The sequence below is a fragment of the Escherichia sp. E4930 genome (assembly GCF_005845405.1).
In the GTDB taxonomy this organism is placed as follows: Bacteria; Pseudomonadota; Gammaproteobacteria; order Enterobacterales; family Enterobacteriaceae; genus Escherichia.
Genome location: NZ_VCDZ01000010.1, coordinates 1 through 17,317, shown reverse-complemented (window position 1 = coordinate 17,317; position 17,317 = coordinate 1). Strand labels below are relative to the sequence as shown.

The window sequence follows — 17,317 nt, the reverse complement described above, 5'->3', positions numbered from 1 at the left end:
GTCTAAATACTAAAAATTCCACAAGGGGCATATAATGACAATTCTTAATCACACCCTCGGTTTTCCTCGCGTTGGCCTGCGTCGCGAGCTGAAAAAAGCGCAAGAAAGTTATTGGGCGGGGAACTCCACGCGTGAAGAACTGCTGGCAGTAGGGCGTGAATTACGTGCTCGTCACTGGGATCAACAAAAGCAAGCGGGTATCGACCTGCTGCCGGTGGGCGATTTTGCCTGGTACGATCATGTTCTGACTACCAGTCTGCTGCTGGGTAATGTTCCGGCGCGTCATCAGAACAAAGAGGGTTCGGTAGATATCGACACCCTGTTCCGTATTGGTCGTGGACGTGCGCCGACTGGCGAACCTGCGGCAGCGGCGGAAATGACCAAATGGTTTAACACCAACTATCACTACATGGTGCCGGAGTTCGTTAAAGGCCAACAGTTCAAACTGACCTGGACGCAACTGCTGGAGGAAGTGGACGAGGCACTGGCGCTGGGCCACAAGGTGAAACCTGTGCTGCTGGGGCCGATTACCTACCTGTGGCTGGGTAAAGTGAAAGGTGAGCAATTTGACCGCCTGAGCCTGCTGAACGACATTCTGCCGGTTTATCAGCAAGTGCTGGCAGAACTGGCAAAACGCGGCATTGAGTGGGTACAGATCGACGAACCCGCGCTGGTACTGGAACTGCCGCAGGCGTGGCTGGATGCATACAAACCCGCTTACGACGCGCTCCAGGGCCAGGTGAAACTGCTGCTGACTACCTATTTTGAAGGCGTAACGCCAAACCTCAACACGATTACTGCGCTGCCTGTTCAGGGGCTGCATGTTGACCTCGTGCATGGCAAAGATGACGTTGTTGAACTGCACAAGCGTTTGCCTTCTGACTGGCTGCTGTCTGCTGGTCTTATCAATGGCCGTAACGTCTGGCGCGCCGATCTTACCGAGAAATATGCGCAAATTAAGGACATTGTCGGCAAACGTGATTTGTGGGTGGCATCTTCCTGCTCGTTGCTGCACAGCCCCATCGACCTGAGTGTGGAAACACGTCTTGATGCAGAAGTGAAAAGCTGGTTTGCCTTCGCCCTGCAAAAATGTCATGAACTGGCATTGCTGCGCGATGCGTTGAACAGTGGTGATACGGCAGCTCTGGCAGAGTGGAGCGCTCCGATTCAGGCGCGTCGTCACTCTACCCGCGTCCATAATCCGGCGGTAGAAAAGCGTCTGGCGGCGATCACCGCGCAGGACAGTCAGCGTGCGAATGTCTATGAAGTGCGTGCTGAAGCCCAGCGTGCGCGTTTTAAACTGCCAGCGTGGCCGACCACCACGATTGGTTCCTTCCCGCAAACCACGGAAATTCGTACCCTGCGTCTGGATTTCAAAAAGGGCAATCTTGACGCCAATAACTACCGCACGGGCATTGCGGAACATATCAAGCAGGCCATTGTTGAGCAGGAACGTTTGGGACTGGATGTGCTGGTCCATGGCGAGGCTGAGCGTAACGACATGGTGGAATACTTTGGCGAGCACCTCGACGGTTTTGTCTTTACGCAAAACGGTTGGGTACAGAGCTACGGTTCCCGCTGCGTGAAGCCACCGATTGTTATTGGTGACGTTAGCCGCCCGGCACCGATCACCGTAGAGTGGGCGAAGTATGCACAATCGCTGACCGACAAACCGGTGAAAGGGATGCTGACTGGCCCGGTGACGATTCTCTGCTGGTCGTTCCCGCGTGAAGATGTCAGCCGTGAAACCATCGCCAAACAAATTGCGCTGGCGCTGCGTGATGAAGTGGCGGACCTGGAAGCCGCTGGAATTGGCATCATCCAGATTGATGAACCGGCGCTGCGCGAAGGTTTACCGTTGCGTCGCAGCGACTGGGATGCCTATCTCCAGTGGGGCGTGGAGGCTTTCCGTATCAACGCCGCCGTGGCGAAAGATGACACACAAATCCACACTCACATGTGTTACTGCGAATTCAACGACATCATGGATTCTATTGCGGCGCTGGATGCAGACGTCATCACCATCGAAACCTCGCGTTCCGACATGGAGTTGCTGGAGTCATTTGAAGAGTTTGATTATCCGAATGAAATTGGCCCTGGCGTCTATGACATTCACTCGCCAAACGTACCGAGCGTAGAATGGATTGAAGCCTTGCTGAAGAAAGCGGCAAAACGCATTCCGGCAGAGCGTCTGTGGGTCAACCCGGACTGCGGCCTGAAAACGCGCGGCTGGCCAGAAACCCGCGCCGCGCTGGCGAACATGGTACAGGCGGCGCAGAATTTGCGTCGGGGATAAATCCAAACCGGGTGGTAATACCACCCGGTCTTTTCTCATTACAGCGACTTCTTGCCACCATACTGCCTGAACCATTCCAGCATACGCTGCCAGCCGTCTTTTGCAGATTCTGCATGATAGCTCGGACGATAATCGGCGTTGAACGCATGCCCGGCATCCGGGTAAACGATAATCTCTGCTTTCGCGTTTGCTGCCCGCAGCGCCTGGCGCATCGTTTCCACGCTCTCCTGCGGAATGCTGTTATCCTGGCCGCCATATAAGCCGAGAACCGGAGCGTTAAGATCGGTTGCGATATCAACAGGTTGTTTCGGTGAATTCAGTGACTTATCGCCCGTCAGTTTGCCGTACCACGCCACTGCGGCTTTTAACTGTGGATTATGCGCGGCATACAGCCAGGCGATGCGTCCGCCCCAGCAAAATCCGGTGATCATTAAACGATGGACATCGCCACCGTTGCGTGACGCCCAACTGGCGACATGATCGAGATCGGCCAATACCTGTGAGTCAGGTACTTTTGCCACCAGACCACTTAGCAGCGTTGGGATATCGGCGAAATCATTCGGATCGCCTTCGCGGAAATAGAGTTCTGGTGCGATAGCCAGATACCCCTCCAGCGCCAGACGGCGACAAATATCGCGGATATGTTCATGCACGCCAAAAATTTCTTGCACTACAATGACCACTGGCAGTGGGCCATCGCTCTGCTTTGGGCGAGCATGGTAAGCAGGCATGTTATCCCCTTGCGAAGGGATAGAGGTGAACCCTGCCACAATCGCATCTTCCGGAGTCTGAACGATGGTCGAGGCGAGGGGCGATGCAGCAGGTGCAAATCCAGATTGTTGTGTTGTTGCCATGGTATTCTCCGTACCCTTATAAAAATTTTGCGCAATGTTAACTATAGTCAGCATGCAACAAATCACATTGCCTGAATCGGCTCATCTTTTATGCAACAACACACGGTAAAGAGTTATTTATGTGATTTAAATCACTTTTATCAGGTAAATGCATGCAACACATTTGCGTCATGGTGATGGGTGTCACGAAAAAATGTTAAATCCTTCGGTAAAGTGTCTTTTTGCTTCTTCTGACTAAACCGATTCACAGAGGAGTTGTATATGTCCAAGTCTGATGTTTTTCATCTCGGCCTCACTAAAAACGATTTACAAGGGGCTACGCTTGCCATCGTCCCTGGCGACCCGGATCGTGTGGAAAAGATCGCCGCGCTGATGGATAAGCCGGTTAAGCTGGCATCTCACCGCGAATTCACCACCTGGCGCGCAGAGCTGGATGGTAAACCTGTTATTGTCTGCTCTACCGGTATCGGCGGTCCGTCTACTTCTATTGCTGTTGAAGAGCTGGCACAGCTGGGCATTCGCACCTTCCTGCGTATCGGTACGACGGGTGCTATTCAGCCGCATATTAATGTTGGTGATGTATTGGTTACCACGGCGTCTGTTCGTCTGGATGGCGCGAGCCTGCACTTTGCTCCGCTGGAGTTCCCGGCTGTCGCTGATTTCGAATGTACTACTGCACTGGTAGAAGCCGCGAAATCCATTGGCGCGACCACCCACATTGGTGTGACTGCTTCTTCTGACACCTTTTACCCGGGCCAGGAACGTTATGACACATACTCTGGTCGCGTAGTCCGTCACTTTAAAGGTTCTATGGAAGAGTGGCAGGCGATGGGCGTGATGAACTATGAAATGGAATCCGCAACGTTGCTAACCATGTGCGCAAGCCAGGGCCTGCGTGCGGGTATGGTGGCGGGCGTTATCGTTAACCGCACCCAGCAAGAGATCCCAAATGCTGAGACGATGAAACAAACTGAAAGCCATGCGGTGAAAATCGTGGTGGAAGCGGCGCGTCGTCTGCTGAAATGACAACTTGTTGATAACGTGCGATTTATTCATGCCGGATGTGGCGTAAACGCCTTGTTCGGCCTGCAATATCGTGTAAATTCAATAAATTGCAGCGTCCTGTAGACCGGATAAGATGCGCCAGCATCGCATCCGGCGCTATCGCTAAATCGGGCTGCGCTGCCTTTGCCGGATGCGGCGTGAACGCCTTATCTGGCCTACAAAAGTCTGCATATCCAGTATATTGCAGAGATCAGGCAATTTAGCGTTTGTCATCAGTCTCACGCTCCCCAACTTCGGGGAGCGATATCCCCGAGGTTGGCTGCATCCTCTGTTCAGTTATTTATTATTTAAATTGTTCCATGCGTTCATAAACAGCACTGCATTTTCATAGACCTGCTCTGGCGTCATGCCGGGGCGATATAGCGCAGAACCGAGACCAAAACCGTTTGCGCCGTGGCTCAGATAACGCGCCATTGTTTCCGGTGTGATACCGCCTACCGGTAACATCGGAACGGATTGCGGAATAACCGCACGCCAGGCTTTGGTGACTTCTGGCGTAATTTGTTCAGCCGGGAACAGCTTGATGGCATTGGCGCCATGTTCAATGGCAGCAAAAGCTTCGGTGGGCGTAGCGACGCCAGGCGCACAATACATACCCAGCGCACGGGCGCGACGGATCACCGCAGTATCGCAATGCGGCATCACGATAATCTGGCCTCCAGCCTCTTTAACCGCGACCACCTGCTCTACTGAAAGCACAGTTCCGGCTCCGACCAGGCAGTCCTTAGGCAGGGCGTCGCGCAGTAGACTGATACTTTGCAACGGCTCCGGCGAGTTCATGGGAATCTCAATCAGGCGGAATCCGGCGGCGTACAGCTTTTCACCGATGGCGACAATCTCATCCGGTTTCACGCCGCGTAAAATGGCGACTAACCCGGTTTTTTGCAAAAGAGTATTAAATGGCATGAGTACATTCCCTGGCGTTGGTGGAGAGTAACCCGGCAGCGTGGGCGATTCGCCATAATCCCTGTTCAGTGGCATTAGGAATTGCGTGAAGCTGTCTGTCGGGAAAAACGTGGCTGAACGCCCGTGAATAGCGGCTGTTCAGGGTGGCGCTACCGATTAAGGCGATCGGCGTTGTGGCGGGTAAATCACGCAGCAAGCTGGATGCCAGACCACATAATTCATGGCCTATCAGTAATCCGGAAAGATAATCGCCCTGTGAGGACGGCGTAAGATTATCGGTCAGCAAGCGCGAACGGGTCGAAAACAGCGTCGATAATAATCCGGTCTGATGATGCTCCAGTGCCGCTGTCAGTCCTTGGGCGAAGGCATCCCAGTGAGGTTCATCTCCCGAACGCATGGTGGCGCCAAGAATAGAATGGCGGGATAAAACATCGAATAACTCGCCCGTCATAAAGGTTCGGAAATCGGTAATGGTGTTGTTTTCAACCACCGCCCATTTCGCATGAGTGCCAGGTAAGCCAATCAGCACCGGCACACCCTTACGGATTGCGTCTTGCAGGGCAGGTTCCATTGCGATGGCACCGAAGATTTGTGTCTCTTCGCCACGCATCACTTCGGGCATTTCACCTTCTTTAATCACGCCGGGAATGATGTGCAGCATTGTCTGCTGCTGGTGGATAACCGGCGTCAGTTGCTTCGCCAGTCCATCGAGAGTGACCGGGCAAGGTAAATAAGCTGCTGGTTGCCACCCTTGCGCACTGCCGAGCATGCCGCAAGCCAGAACCGGGCATGAGGTTTGTGCCAGCCAGTCGCCACAGACACGCAAAAATGTATCGTGGAAAGCGTCCTCACGTGTTGCTGCCTGGGAGGGTAATTTCATGATCCCCCAGGGGAATTCACGTTTTTCTTGTGGATCTGGTGAGTCACCAAAACGCCATGCCCGAAGCGATGACGTTCCCCAGTCCAGGGCAATAAATGAGGTATTTCCCGACATTAGCCGTTTCCTTTAATCATGGTTTAATTATCTTTGCGGACGTGCTTACCCCAGCCCAGTTCAGCGGAGATCTCTTCTGCACAGGATTTGACGTAAGGTGCCAGTTCTTCCAGGCGCGCCAGCGACATATACGTGGTGGTACTGGCGACAGAAATGGCCGCCACAATTTCATTCCGGGCGTTGTAAATCGGTGCTGCAATGCAACGGATAGTGGGCTCGTTCTCTTCCAGATCAAAAGCAAAACCACTGGCGGCATAACGGCGCATGTTTTGTATAAATGCGCCCAGTTTTGTTTCATCACCACAAGTCAAAAATAGTGTGCGCCACTCTTCTTCTGTTCGGTTGAGGATCAACGCCTTACCGATTCCCGTAATCGCCAGAGGCATGCGATGCCCAGGACGTGAGCGCATCTCCAGCCCGCGCTGACCGTTGATTTTCTCCAGATACAGCACTTCGTTGCTTTCAACGATACCCAGATGCACGGTGTCCAGGGTGTAACGGGCCAGACGCTGCAAAACGGGCTGTGCAACTTCATACAATGAAGTGCTTTCCAGAGCTCTGGCACCGAGTTCGATCAGTTTGGCGCCCAGTTGGTAGCCCTGAGTTGGGACATGGCGCAGATAGCGTTGCTCCACCAAAACAGAGACTAAACGATGGGTTGTACTCCGCGTCGTGCCGGTGAACTCGCCGATACTTTTCAGGTCATGGCAACCGTTATAAACAGCATTAATAACCGTCAGTCCGCGTAATAACGTTTGTGCGCCAGCGGTGGTTGAAGAGGTTTCTGCCATAGGTGTCTCCTGATGATATTGCCGAGTGTTTCACAGAATAAAGTGGGGAAAAGGTGATGCGTCCCACAATATAAACTTAGTCTCATATTGTGGGATAAAATAAGCAAAATAAACGATCGTTTTGCGTAGCGCCTCGCAGGAAATACCTTTCAAACTGGACGTTTGTACAGCACAATTCTATTTTGTGCGGGTAAGTTGTTGCGTCAGGAGGCTTTGTGGATTTCTCAATCATTGTTTATGCCATTATTGCGCTGGTCAGTGTGGCCATCGGTTGGCTGTTTGCCAGTTATCAACATGCGCAGCAAAAAGCCGAGCAATTAGCTGAACGTGAAGAGATGGTCGCGGAGTTAAGTGCGGCAAAACAACAAATTACCCAAAGTGAGCACTGGCGTGCAGAGTGTGAATTGCTCAATAACGAAGTGCGTAGTCTGCAAAGTATTAACACCTCGCTGGAGGCCGATCTGCGCGAAGTGACCACGCGGATGGAAGCTGCACAGCAACATGCTGACGATAAAATTCGCCAGATGATTAACAGCGAGCAGCGTTTGAGCGAGCAGTTTGAAAACCTCGCCAACCGTATTTTTGAGCACAGTAATCGCCGTGTAGATGAACAAAATCGCCAGAGTCTGAACAACCTGCTATCGCCGCTGCGTGAACAACTGGATGGTTTTCGCCGACAGGTACAGGACAGCTTTGGTAAAGAAGCACAAGAACGCCATACCCTGACCCACGAAATTCGTAATCTACAGCAACTCAACGCGCAAATGGCCCAGGAAGCGATCAACCTGACGCGCGCGCTGAAAGGCGATAACAAAACCCAGGGGAACTGGGGTGAAGTGGTACTGACGCGGGTGCTGGAGGCTTCCGGACTGCGTGAAGGGTATGAATACGAAACCCAGGTAAGCATTGAAAATGACGCTCGCTCGCGGATGCAGCCGGATGTCATCGTGCGGCTGCCGCAGGGGAAAGATGTGGTGATCGATGCCAAAATGACGTTGGTCGCCTATGAACGCTACTTCAACGCGGAAGACGACTACACACGTGAAAGCGCATTGCAGGAGCATATTGCTTCGGTACGTAATCACATCCGCTTGCTTGGGCGCAAAGACTATCAACAGTTGCCGGGGCTACGAACGCTGGATTACGTGCTGATGTTTATTCCCGTTGAGCCAGCGTTTTTACTGGCGCTTGATCGCCAGCCGGAGCTGATCACCGAAGCGTTAAAGAACAACATCATGCTGGTTAGCCCCACCACGCTACTGGTGGCGTTGCGTACTATCGCCAACCTGTGGCGTTATGAGCATCAAAGCCGTAACGCCCAGCAAATCGCCGATCGTGCCAGCAAGCTGTACGACAAGATGCGTCTGTTTATTGATGATATGTCCGCGATTGGTCAAAGTCTGGACAAAGCGCAGGATAACTATCGCCAGGCGATGAAAAAACTCTCTTCAGGTCGCGGAAATGTGCTGGCGCAGGCAGAAGCGTTTCGCGGTTTAGGGGTAGAAATTAAACGCGAGATTAATCCGGACTTGGCTGAACAGGCGGTGAGCCAGGATGAAGAGTATCGACTGCGGTCGGTTCCGGGGCAGCCGAATGATGAAGCTTATCAACGCGATGATGAATATAATCAGCAGTCGCGCTAGCCCATTAGGGGTAGTTAAGCCGGGTAGAAATCTAGGGCATCGACGCCCAATCTGTTACACTTCTGGAACAATTTTTTGATGAGCAGGCATTGAGATGGTGGATAAGTCACAAGAAACGACGCACTTTGGTTTTCAGACCGTCGCGAAAGAACAAAAAGCGGATATGGTCGCCCACGTTTTCCATTCCGTGGCATCGAAATATGATGTCATGAATGATTTGATGTCATTTGGTATTCATCGTTTGTGGAAGCGATTCACGATCGATTGCAGCGGCGTACGCCGTGGGCAGACCGTGCTGGATCTGGCTGGCGGCACCGGTGACCTGACGGCAAAATTCTCCCGCCTGGTCGGTGAGACTGGCAAAGTGGTCCTCGCCGATATCAATGAATCCATGCTCAAAATGGGCCGCGAGAAGTTGCGTAATATCGGTGTGATTGGCAACGTTGAGTATGTTCAGGCGAACGCAGAGGCGCTGCCGTTCCCGGATAACACCTTTGATTGCATCACCATTTCGTTTGGTCTGCGTAACGTTACCGACAAAGATAAAGCACTGCGTTCAATGTATCGCGTGCTGAAACCGGGCGGCCGCCTGCTGGTGCTTGAGTTCTCGAAGCCGATTATCGAACCGTTAAGCAAAGCCTATGACGCTTACTCCTTCCATGTGCTGCCACGTATTGGCTCGCTGGTGGCGAACGATGCCGACAGCTACCGCTATCTGGCCGAATCCATCCGTATGCATCCCGATCAGGATACGCTGAAAGCCATGATGCAGGATGCCGGATTCGAAAGTGTCGATTATTACAACCTGACGGCTGGCGTTGTGGCGCTGCATCGTGGTTATAAGTTCTGACAGGAGTACGACTATGCCTTTTAAACCTTTAGTGACGGCAGGAATTGAAAGTCTGCTCAACACTTTCCTGTATCGCTCACCCGCGCTGAAAATAGCCCGCTCGCGTCTGCTGGGTAAAGTATTGCGCGTGGAGGTAAAAGGCTTTTCGACGTCGCTAATTCTGGTGTTTAGTGAACGCCAGGTCGATGTGCTGGGCGAATGGTCTGGCGATGCTGATTGCACCGTTATCGCCTACGCCAGCGTGTTGCCGAAACTTCGTGACCGCCAGCAGCTTGCCGCACTAATTCGTAGCGGTGAGCTGGAAGTGCAGGGCGATATTCAGGTGGTACAGAATTTCGTGGCGCTGGCAGATCTGGCAGAGTTCGACCCTGCGGAACTGCTGGCCCCTTATACCGGTGATATCGCCGCTGAAGGAATCAGCAAAGCCCTGCGCGGCGGTGCGAAATTCCTGCATCATGGTATTAAACGCCAGCAACGTTACGTGGCAGAAGCTATCACCGAAGAGTGGCGTATGGCGCCTGGTCCGCTTGAAGTGGCCTGGTTTGCGGAAGAGACAGCCGCTGTTGAACGTGCCGTTGATGCGTTAACCAAACGGCTGGAAAAACTGGAGGCAGTTTAATGACGCCAGGTGAAGTACGGCGCCTGTATTTCATCATTCGCACTTTTTTAAGCTACGGACTTGATGAACTGATCCCTAAAATGCGTATCACCCTGCCGCTGCGGTTATGGCGATACTCATTATTCTGGATGCCGAACCGGCACAAAGACAAACCATTAGGTGAGCGACTACGACTGGCGCTGCAAGAATTGGGTCCGGTATGGATCAAGTTCGGGCAGATGTTGTCTACCCGTCGCGACCTTTTCCCACCGCATATTGCCGATCAGCTGGCGTTATTGCAGGACAAAGTCGCACCGTTTGATGGCAGACTGGCAAAGCAGCAGATTGAAGCTGCAATGGGCGGCTTGCCGGTGGAGGCGTGGTTTGACGATTTTGAAATCGAGCCGCTGGCGTCGGCCTCTATCGCCCAGGTTCATACCGCGCGATTGAAATCGAATGGCAAAGATGTGGTAATTAAAGTCATCCGTCCGGACATTTTGCCGGTGATTAAAGCGGATCTGAAACTTATCTACCGCCTGGCTCGCTGGGTGCCGCGTTTGCTGCCGGATGGCCGCCGTCTGCGCCCAACTGAAGTGGTGCGCGAGTACGAAAAGACCTTGATTGATGAACTGAATTTGCTGCGGGAATCTGCCAACGCCATTCAGTTACGACGCAATTTTGAAGACAGCCCGATGCTCTACATCCCGGAAGTTTACCCTGACTATTGCAGCGAAGGGATGATGGTGATGGAGCGCATTTACGGCATTCCCGTTTCTGATGTTGCGGCGCTGGAGAAAAACGGCACTAACATGAAATTGTTGGCGGAACGCGGTGTGCAGGTGTTCTTCACCCAGGTTTTCCGTGACAGCTTTTTCCATGCCGATATGCATCCAGGCAACATCTTCGTAAGCTATGAACACCCGGAAAACCCGAAATATATCGGCATTGATTGCGGGATAGTCGGCTCGCTAAACAAGGAAGATAAACGTTATCTGGCGGAAAACTTTATCGCCTTCTTTAACCGCGACTATCGCAAAGTGGCAGAGCTGCATGTCGATTCAGGCTGGGTACCGCCAGATACCAACGTTGAAGAGTTCGAATTTGCCATTCGTACCGTTTGCGAACCTATCTTTGAGAAACCGCTGGCCGAAATTTCGTTTGGACATGTGCTGTTAAATCTGTTTAATACGGCGCGTCGCTTCAATATGGAAGTGCAGCCGCAACTGGTGTTACTTCAGAAAACCTTGCTCTATATCGAAGGGGTAGGACGGCAGCTTTATCCGCAGCTCGATTTATGGAAAACTGCAAAACCTTTCCTTGAATCGTGGATTAAAGATCAGGTCGGTATTCCCGCGCTGGTGAGAGCATTTAAGGAAAAAGCGCCGTTCTGGATCGAAAAAATGCCAGAACTGCCTGAATTGGTTTATGACAGTTTGCGCCAGGGCAAGTATTTACAGCATAGTGTTGATAAGATTGCGCGCGAGTTACAGTCGAATCATGTGCGTCAGGGACAATCTCGTTACTTATTGGGGATTGGTGCGACGTTAGTATTAAGCGGCACATTCTTGTTGGTCAGCCGACCGGAATGGGGGCTGATGCCCGGCTGGTTAATGGCGGCCGGTCTGATCGCCTGGTTTGTCGGTTGGTGCAAAACACGCTGATTTTTTCATCGCTCAAGGCGGGCCGTGTAACGTATAATGCGGCCTTGTTTAATCATCATCTACCACAGAGGAACATGTATGGGTGGTATCAGTATTTGGCAGTTATTGATTATTGCCGTCATCGTTGTACTGCTTTTTGGCACCAAAAAGCTCGGCTCCATCGGTTCCGATCTTGGTGCGTCGATCAAAGGCTTTAAAAAAGCAATGAGCGATGATGAACCAAAGCAGGATAAAACCAGTCAGGATGCTGATTTTACTGCGAAAACAATCGCCGATAAGCAGGCGGATGCGAATCAGGAACAGGCTAAAACAGAAGACGCAAAGCGCCACGATAAAGAGCAGGTGTAATCCGTGTTTGATATCGGTTTTAGCGAACTGCTATTGGTGTTCATCATCGGCCTCGTCGTTCTGGGGCCGCAACGACTGCCTGTGGCGGTAAAAACGGTAGCGGGCTGGATTCGTGCGTTGCGTTCACTGGCAACAACGGTGCAGAACGAACTGACCCAGGAGTTAAAACTCCAGGAGTTTCAGGACAGCCTGAAAAAGGTTGAAAAGGCGAGTCTCACCAACCTGACGCCTGAACTGAAAGCGTCAATGGATGAACTGCGCCAGGCCGCGGAGTCGATGAAGCGTTCCTACGTTGCGAATGACCCTGAAAAGGCGAGCGATGAAGCGCACACCATTCATAACCCGGTGGTGAAAGACAATGAGGCTGCGCATGAAGGCGTCACGCCTGCCGCTGCACAAACGCAGGCCAGTTCGCCGGAACAGAAGCCAGAAACCACGCCAGAGCCGGTGGTAAAACCTGCTGCGGACGCTGAACCGAAAACCGCTGCACATTCCCCTTCGTCGAGTGATAAACCGTAAACATGTCTGTAGAAGATACTCAACCGCTTATCACGCATCTGATTGAGCTGCGTAAGCGTCTGCTGAACTGCATTATCGCGGTGATCGTGATATTTCTGTGTCTGGTCTATTTCGCCAATGACATCTATCACCTGGTATCCGCGCCATTGATCAAGCAGTTGCCGCAAGGTTCAACGATGATCGCCACCGATGTGGCCTCGCCGTTCTTTACGCCAATCAAGCTGACCTTTATGGTGTCGCTGATTCTGTCAGCGCCGGTGATTCTCTATCAGGTGTGGGCATTTATCGCTCCTGCACTCTATAAGCACGAACGTCGCCTGGTGGTGCCGCTGCTGGTTTCCAGCTCTCTGCTGTTTTATATCGGCATGGCGTTCGCTTATTTCGTGGTCTTCCCGCTAGCGTTTGGTTTCCTTGCCAATACCGCGCCTGAAGGGGTGCAGGTATCCACCGACATTGCCAGCTATTTGAGCTTCGTGATGGCGCTGTTTATGGCGTTTGGTATCTCCTTTGAAGTGCCTGTGGCGATTGTGCTGCTGTGCTGGATGGGGATTACCTCGCCAGAAGACTTACGCAAAAAACGTCCGTATGTGCTGGTTGGCGCATTCGTCGTCGGGATGCTTCTGACGCCGCCGGATGTCTTCTCGCAAACGCTGTTGGCGATCCCGATGTACTGTCTGTTTGAAATCGGTGTCTTCTTCTCACGCTTTTACGTTGGTAAAGGGCGAAATCGGGAAGAGGAAAACGACGCTGAAGCAGAAAGCGAAAAAACTGAAGAATAAATTCAACCGCCCGTCAGGGCGGTTGTCATATGGAGTGCAGGATGTTTGATATCGGCGTTAATTTGACCAGTTCGCAATTTGCGAAAGACCGTGATGATGTTGTAGCGCGCGCTTTTGACGCGGGAGTTAATGGGCTACTCATCACCGGTACTAACCTGCGCGAAAGCCAGCAGGCGCAAAAGCTGGCGCGTCAGTATTCGTCCTGTTGCTCAACGGCGGGCGTGCATCCTCATGACAGTAGCCAGTGGCAAGACGCAACAGAAGAAATGATTGTGGCGCTGGCCTCGCAGCCAGAAGTGGTGGCGATTGGTGAGTGTGGCCTCGACTTTAACCGCAACTTTTCGACGCCGGAAGAGCAGGAACGCGCTTTTGTTGCCCAGCTACGTATTGCCGCAGAGTTAAATATGCCGGTATTTATGCACTGCCGTGATGCCCACGAGCGGTTTATGACATTGCTGGAGCCGTGGCTGGATAAACTGCCTGGCGCGGTGTTGCACTGTTTTACCGGCACACGCGAAGAGATGCAGGCGTGCGTGGCGCGCGGAATTTATATCGGCATTACTGGTTGGGTTTGCGATGAACGACGCGGACTGGAGCTGCGAGAACTGTTGCCATTTATTCCGGCGGAGCAATTGCTGCTTGAAACAGACGCACCGTATTTGCTTCCGCGCGATCTCACGCCGAAGCCATCGTCACGGCGTAATGAGCCAGCCTATCTGCCCCATATTTTGCAACGTATTGCACACTGGCGTGGGGAAGATGCCGCATGGCTGGCTGCCACCACGGATGCCAATGTCAAAACACTGTTTGGGATTGCGTTTTAGAGTTTGCGGAACTCGGTGTTCTTCACACTGTGCTTAATCTCTTTATTGATAAGATTAAGCAATAGCATAGAGCGAGCCTCGCCGTCGGGTTCGGTGAAAATAGCCTGAAAACCTTCGAAAGCGCCTTCGGTGATAATCACCTTATCACCAGGATAGGGCGTCGCCGGATCAACAATGTCTTCCGGTTTATACACCGACAGTTGATGAATAACCGCAGATGGGACTATCGCCGGCGATGCGCCAAAGCGCACAAAGTGGCTGACGCCGCGGGTAGCACTGATGGTTGTGGTATGAATCACTTCCGGGTCAAATTCCACAAACAGGTAGTTGGGGAACAATGGTTCACTGACTGCGGTACGTTTGCCTCGCACGATTTTTTCCAGGGTGATCATCGGCGCCAGGCAATTCACCGCCTGTCTTTCGAGGTGTTCCTGGGCACGTTGAAGTTGCCCGCGCTTGCAGTACAGTAAATACCAGGATTGCATAATGACTCTTATCCGTTTAATCGGGGCGCAAGGATAGCAAAAGCTTTACGCTAAGTTAATTATATTCCCCGGTTTGCGTTATGCCGTCAGAGTTCACGCTAATTTAACAAATTTACAGCATCGCGAAGATGAACGCCGTATAATGGGCGAAGATTAAGAGGCTACAATGGACGCCATGAAATATAACGATTTACGCGACTTCCTGACGCTGCTTGAACAGCAGGGTGAGCTAAAACGTATCACGCTCCCGGTGGATCCGCATCTGGAAATCACTGAAATTGCTGACCGCACTCTGCGTGCCGGTGGACCTGCGTTGTTGTTTGAAAACCCCAAAGGTTATTCGATGCCGGTGCTGTGCAACCTGTTTGGTACGCCAAAACGCGTGGCGATGGGCATGGGCCAGGAAGATGTTTCGGCGCTGCGTGAAGTCGGTAAATTATTGGCGTTTCTGAAAGAGCCGGAGCCGCCAAAAGGTTTCCGCGACCTGTTTGATAAACTGCCGCAGTTTAAGCAGGTGTTAAACATGCCGACAAAGCGATTGCGTGGTGCGCCTTGCCAACAAAAAATCGTCTCTGGTGATGACGTCGATCTTAACCGCATTCCCATTATGACCTGCTGGCCGGAAGACGCCGCTCCGCTGATTACCTGGGGGCTGACCGTAACGCGCGGCCCGCATAAAGAGCGGCAGAATCTGGGTATTTATCGCCAGCAGCTGATTGGTAAAAACAAACTAATTATGCGCTGGTTGTCGCATCGCGGCGGCGCACTGGATTATCAGGAGTGGTGCGCGGCGCATCCGGGCGAACGTTTCCCGGTTTCTGTGGCGCTGGGGGCCGATCCCGCTACGATTCTCGGTGCAGTGACGCCAGTCCCGGATACATTGTCGGAATACGCCTTTGCCGGATTGCTGCGCGGCACTAAGACCGAAGTGGTGAAGTGTATCTCCAATGACCTTGAAGTGCCCGCCAGTGCGGAGATTGTGCTGGAAGGGTATATCGAACAAGGCGAAACGGCGCCGGAAGGGCCGTATGGCGACCACACCGGTTACTATAACGAAGTCGATAGTTTCCCGGTATTTACCGTGACGCATATTACCCAGCGTGAAGATGCGATTTACCATTCCACCTATACCGGGCGTCCGCCAGATGAACCCGCGGTACTGGGCGTGGCGTTGAACGAAGTGTTCGTGCCGATTCTGCAAAAACAGTTCCCGGAAATTGTCGATTTTTACCTGCCGCCGGAAGGCTGTTCTTATCGCCTGGCGGTAGTGACAATCAAAAAACAGTACGCCGGACATGCGAAGCGCGTCATGATGGGGGTCTGGTCATTCTTACGCCAGTTTATGTACACTAAGTTCGTAATCGTCTGCGATGATGATGTCAACGCACGCGACTGGAACGATGTGATTTGGGCAATTACCACCCGTATGGACCCTGCGCGGGATACGGTGTTGGTAGAAAATACGCCCATTGATTATCTGGATTTTGCCTCGCCCGTCTCCGGGCTGGGTTCAAAAATGGGGCTGGATGCCACGAATAAATGGCCAGGGGAAACCCAGCGTGAATGGGGGCGTCCCATCAAAAAAGATCCAGATGTTGTCGCGCATATTGACGCCATCTGGGATGAACTGGCTATTTTTAACAACGGTAAAAGCGCCTGATGCGCGTTTGTTTTGCCCTATTTATCGATCCGACAGAGAAAGCGCATGACAACCTTAAGCTGTAAAGTGACCTCGGTAGAAGCTATCACGGATACCGTATATCGTGTCCGCATCGTGCCAGACGCGGCCTTTTCTTTTCGTGCTGGTCAGTATTTGATGGTGGTGATGGACGAGCGCGACAAACGCCCGTTTTCAATGGCTTCGACGCCGAATGAACAAGGTTTCATTGAGTTGCACATTGGCGCTTCTGAAATCAACCTTTACGCGAAAGCCGTTATGGATCGCATCCTTAAAGATCATCAAATCGTGGTGGATATTCCCCACGGTGAAGCATGGCTGCGCGATGATGAAGAACGTCCGATGATTCTGATTGCGGGCGGCACGGGATTCTCTTATGCGCGCTCGATTTTACTGACAGCGTTGGCGCGTAATCCCAATCGCGATATCACCATTTACTGGGGCGGGCGTGAAGAGCAACACCTTTATGATCTGTCCGAGCTTGAGGCGCTTTCTCTGAAGCATCCTGGTTTGCGTGTGGTGCCGGTGGTTGAACAACCAGAAGCGGGCTGGCGTGGACGTACTGGCACCGTGTTAACAGCGGTATTGCAGGATCACGGTACGCTGGCGGAGCATGATATCTATATCGCTGGCCGCTTTGAGATGGCGAAAATCGCCCGTGACCTGTTCTGCAATGAGCGTAATGCACGGGAAGATCGCCTGTTTGGCGATGCGTTTGCGTTTATCTAAGCCATAAAAAACCCGCCCCTGACAGGCGGGAAGAACGGCAACTAAAACTTTATACAGTGGCATTTGGATCTATGTCGCATCCGGCAAACAATGCCCGATGCGACGCTGGCGCGTCTTATCGTGCCTACAAATAGTCCTGAACCGTGGGCCGGATAAGGCGTTTACGCCGCATCCGGCAAACAATGCCTGATGCGACGCTGACGTGTCTTATCGTGCCTACAAATAGTCCTGAACCGTAGGCCGGATAAGGCGTTTACGCCGCATCCGGCAAACATTACGCCTGAWGCGACGCTGACG

The 17,317-nt window shown here is 52.4% G+C and carries 17 protein-coding genes; 12 read left to right on the top strand and 5 right to left on the bottom strand.

What is annotated here, in order from left to right:
* Positions 1 to 34 precede the first annotated feature (34 nt).
* Positions 35 to 2,296, top strand: a complete 2,262-nt coding sequence (gene metE / locus FFT88_RS14000; protein WP_130219498.1) for a 5-methyltetrahydropteroyltriglutamate--homocysteine S-methyltransferase — start codon at positions 35 to 37, stop codon at positions 2,294 to 2,296.
* A 38-nt stretch (positions 2,297 to 2,334) separates the two neighbouring features.
* Here metE and FFT88_RS13995 read toward each other — a convergent pair whose 3' ends face one another.
* Positions 2,335 to 3,150 carry a dienelactone hydrolase family protein gene (locus tag FFT88_RS13995; RefSeq protein ID WP_135403511.1) on the bottom strand — a complete coding sequence of 272 codons (816 nt, stop codon included), beginning with the start codon at positions 3,148 to 3,150 and terminating at the stop codon, positions 2,335 to 2,337.
* Between the two features lie 261 nt (positions 3,151 to 3,411).
* Here FFT88_RS13995 and udp point away from each other — a divergent pair, with 261 nt between their 5' ends.
* Positions 3,412 to 4,176, top strand: a complete 765-nt coding sequence (gene udp, locus FFT88_RS13990) for a uridine phosphorylase (protein ID WP_130209452.1) — start codon at positions 3,412 to 3,414, stop codon at positions 4,174 to 4,176.
* A gap of 315 nt (positions 4,177 to 4,491) precedes the next feature.
* Here the strand turns inward: udp and FFT88_RS13985 are convergent, their stop codons facing one another.
* The 3 genes from FFT88_RS13985 to FFT88_RS13975 are packed head-to-tail and all read right to left on the bottom strand — an operon-like array spanning position 4,492 to position 6,906.
* A complete protein-coding gene (locus tag FFT88_RS13985) occupies positions 4,492 to 5,121 on the bottom strand; it encodes a 2-dehydro-3-deoxy-6-phosphogalactonate aldolase (RefSeq protein ID WP_130209460.1) in 630 nt (209 codons plus the stop codon).
* Complete coding sequence (locus tag FFT88_RS13980) at positions 5,111 to 6,115, bottom strand: 2-dehydro-3-deoxygalactonokinase (protein ID WP_135403510.1); 1,005 nt, start codon at positions 6,113 to 6,115, stop codon at positions 5,111 to 5,113. Before FFT88_RS13980 ends, FFT88_RS13985 begins: the two co-directional genes overlap by 11 nt.
* 23 nt (positions 6,116 to 6,138) lie before the next feature.
* Positions 6,139 to 6,906: an IclR family transcriptional regulator gene (locus tag FFT88_RS13975; RefSeq protein WP_135403509.1), complete on the bottom strand. Its 768-nt coding sequence runs from the start codon at positions 6,904 to 6,906 to the stop codon at positions 6,139 to 6,141.
* Between the two features lie 215 nt (positions 6,907 to 7,121).
* Between FFT88_RS13975 and rmuC the strand changes: the two genes are divergently transcribed.
* The 8 genes from rmuC to tatD all read left to right on the top strand — a co-directional run bounded on the left by rmuC (position 7,122) and on the right by tatD (position 14,128).
* Positions 7,122 to 8,549 (top strand): DNA recombination protein RmuC, encoded by a 1,428-nt coding sequence (gene rmuC, locus FFT88_RS13970; RefSeq protein WP_130219483.1) that lies wholly within the window; start codon positions 7,122 to 7,124, stop codon positions 8,547 to 8,549.
* A 94-nt stretch (positions 8,550 to 8,643) separates the two neighbouring features.
* Positions 8,644 to 9,399 (top strand): bifunctional demethylmenaquinone methyltransferase/2-methoxy-6-polyprenyl-1,4-benzoquinol methylase UbiE, encoded by a 756-nt coding sequence (gene ubiE, locus FFT88_RS13965; protein WP_000227958.1) that lies wholly within the window; start codon positions 8,644 to 8,646, stop codon positions 9,397 to 9,399.
* A 13-nt stretch (positions 9,400 to 9,412) separates the two neighbouring features.
* Entirely contained in the window at positions 9,413 to 10,018 is a 606-nt protein-coding gene (gene ubiJ / locus FFT88_RS13960) for a ubiquinone biosynthesis protein UbiJ (RefSeq protein ID WP_130219480.1), read from the top strand.
* Positions 10,018 to 11,658: a ubiquinone biosynthesis regulatory protein kinase UbiB gene (ubiB, locus tag FFT88_RS13955; protein ID WP_130209470.1), complete on the top strand. Its 1,641-nt coding sequence runs from the start codon at positions 10,018 to 10,020 to the stop codon at positions 11,656 to 11,658. The genes ubiJ and ubiB overlap by 1 nt, the downstream gene beginning before the upstream one ends.
* A gap of 78 nt (positions 11,659 to 11,736) precedes the next feature.
* Positions 11,737 to 12,006 (top strand): Sec-independent protein translocase subunit TatA, encoded by a 270-nt coding sequence (gene tatA / locus FFT88_RS13950; protein WP_130209472.1) that lies wholly within the window; start codon positions 11,737 to 11,739, stop codon positions 12,004 to 12,006.
* Positions 12,007 to 12,009: 3 nt separating this feature from the next.
* Positions 12,010 to 12,525 carry a Sec-independent protein translocase protein TatB gene (tatB, locus tag FFT88_RS13945; protein ID WP_130209474.1) on the top strand — a complete coding sequence of 172 codons (516 nt, stop codon included), beginning with the start codon at positions 12,010 to 12,012 and terminating at the stop codon, positions 12,523 to 12,525.
* Positions 12,526 to 12,527: 2 nt separating this feature from the next.
* Positions 12,528 to 13,304: a Sec-independent protein translocase subunit TatC gene (gene tatC, locus FFT88_RS13940; protein WP_000109937.1), complete on the top strand. Its 777-nt coding sequence runs from the start codon at positions 12,528 to 12,530 to the stop codon at positions 13,302 to 13,304.
* 41 nt (positions 13,305 to 13,345) lie between these two features.
* Entirely contained in the window at positions 13,346 to 14,128 is a 783-nt protein-coding gene (gene tatD, locus FFT88_RS13935; RefSeq protein WP_135403508.1) for a 3'-5' ssDNA/RNA exonuclease TatD, read from the top strand.
* On the opposite strand, the gene rfaH is transcribed toward tatD, so the two are convergent.
* Positions 14,125 to 14,613 (bottom strand): transcription/translation regulatory transformer protein RfaH, encoded by a 489-nt coding sequence (gene rfaH / locus FFT88_RS13930; protein WP_130209478.1) that lies wholly within the window; start codon positions 14,611 to 14,613, stop codon positions 14,125 to 14,127. The genes tatD and rfaH overlap by 4 nt on opposite strands.
* Positions 14,614 to 14,779: 166 nt before the next feature.
* On the opposite strand from rfaH, the gene ubiD reads away from it, so the two are divergent.
* Together ubiD and fre are read left to right on the top strand one after the other, a co-directional pair.
* Complete coding sequence (ubiD, locus tag FFT88_RS13925) at positions 14,780 to 16,273, top strand: 4-hydroxy-3-polyprenylbenzoate decarboxylase (RefSeq protein WP_000339804.1); 1,494 nt, start codon at positions 14,780 to 14,782, stop codon at positions 16,271 to 16,273.
* A 45-nt stretch (positions 16,274 to 16,318) separates the two neighbouring features.
* On the top strand, positions 16,319 to 17,020 hold the full coding sequence (gene fre, locus FFT88_RS13920; protein ID WP_130209480.1) for an NAD(P)H-flavin reductase: 702 nt from the start codon (positions 16,319 to 16,321) through the stop codon (positions 17,018 to 17,020).
* The last annotated feature ends 297 nt before the right edge of the window (positions 17,021 to 17,317 follow it).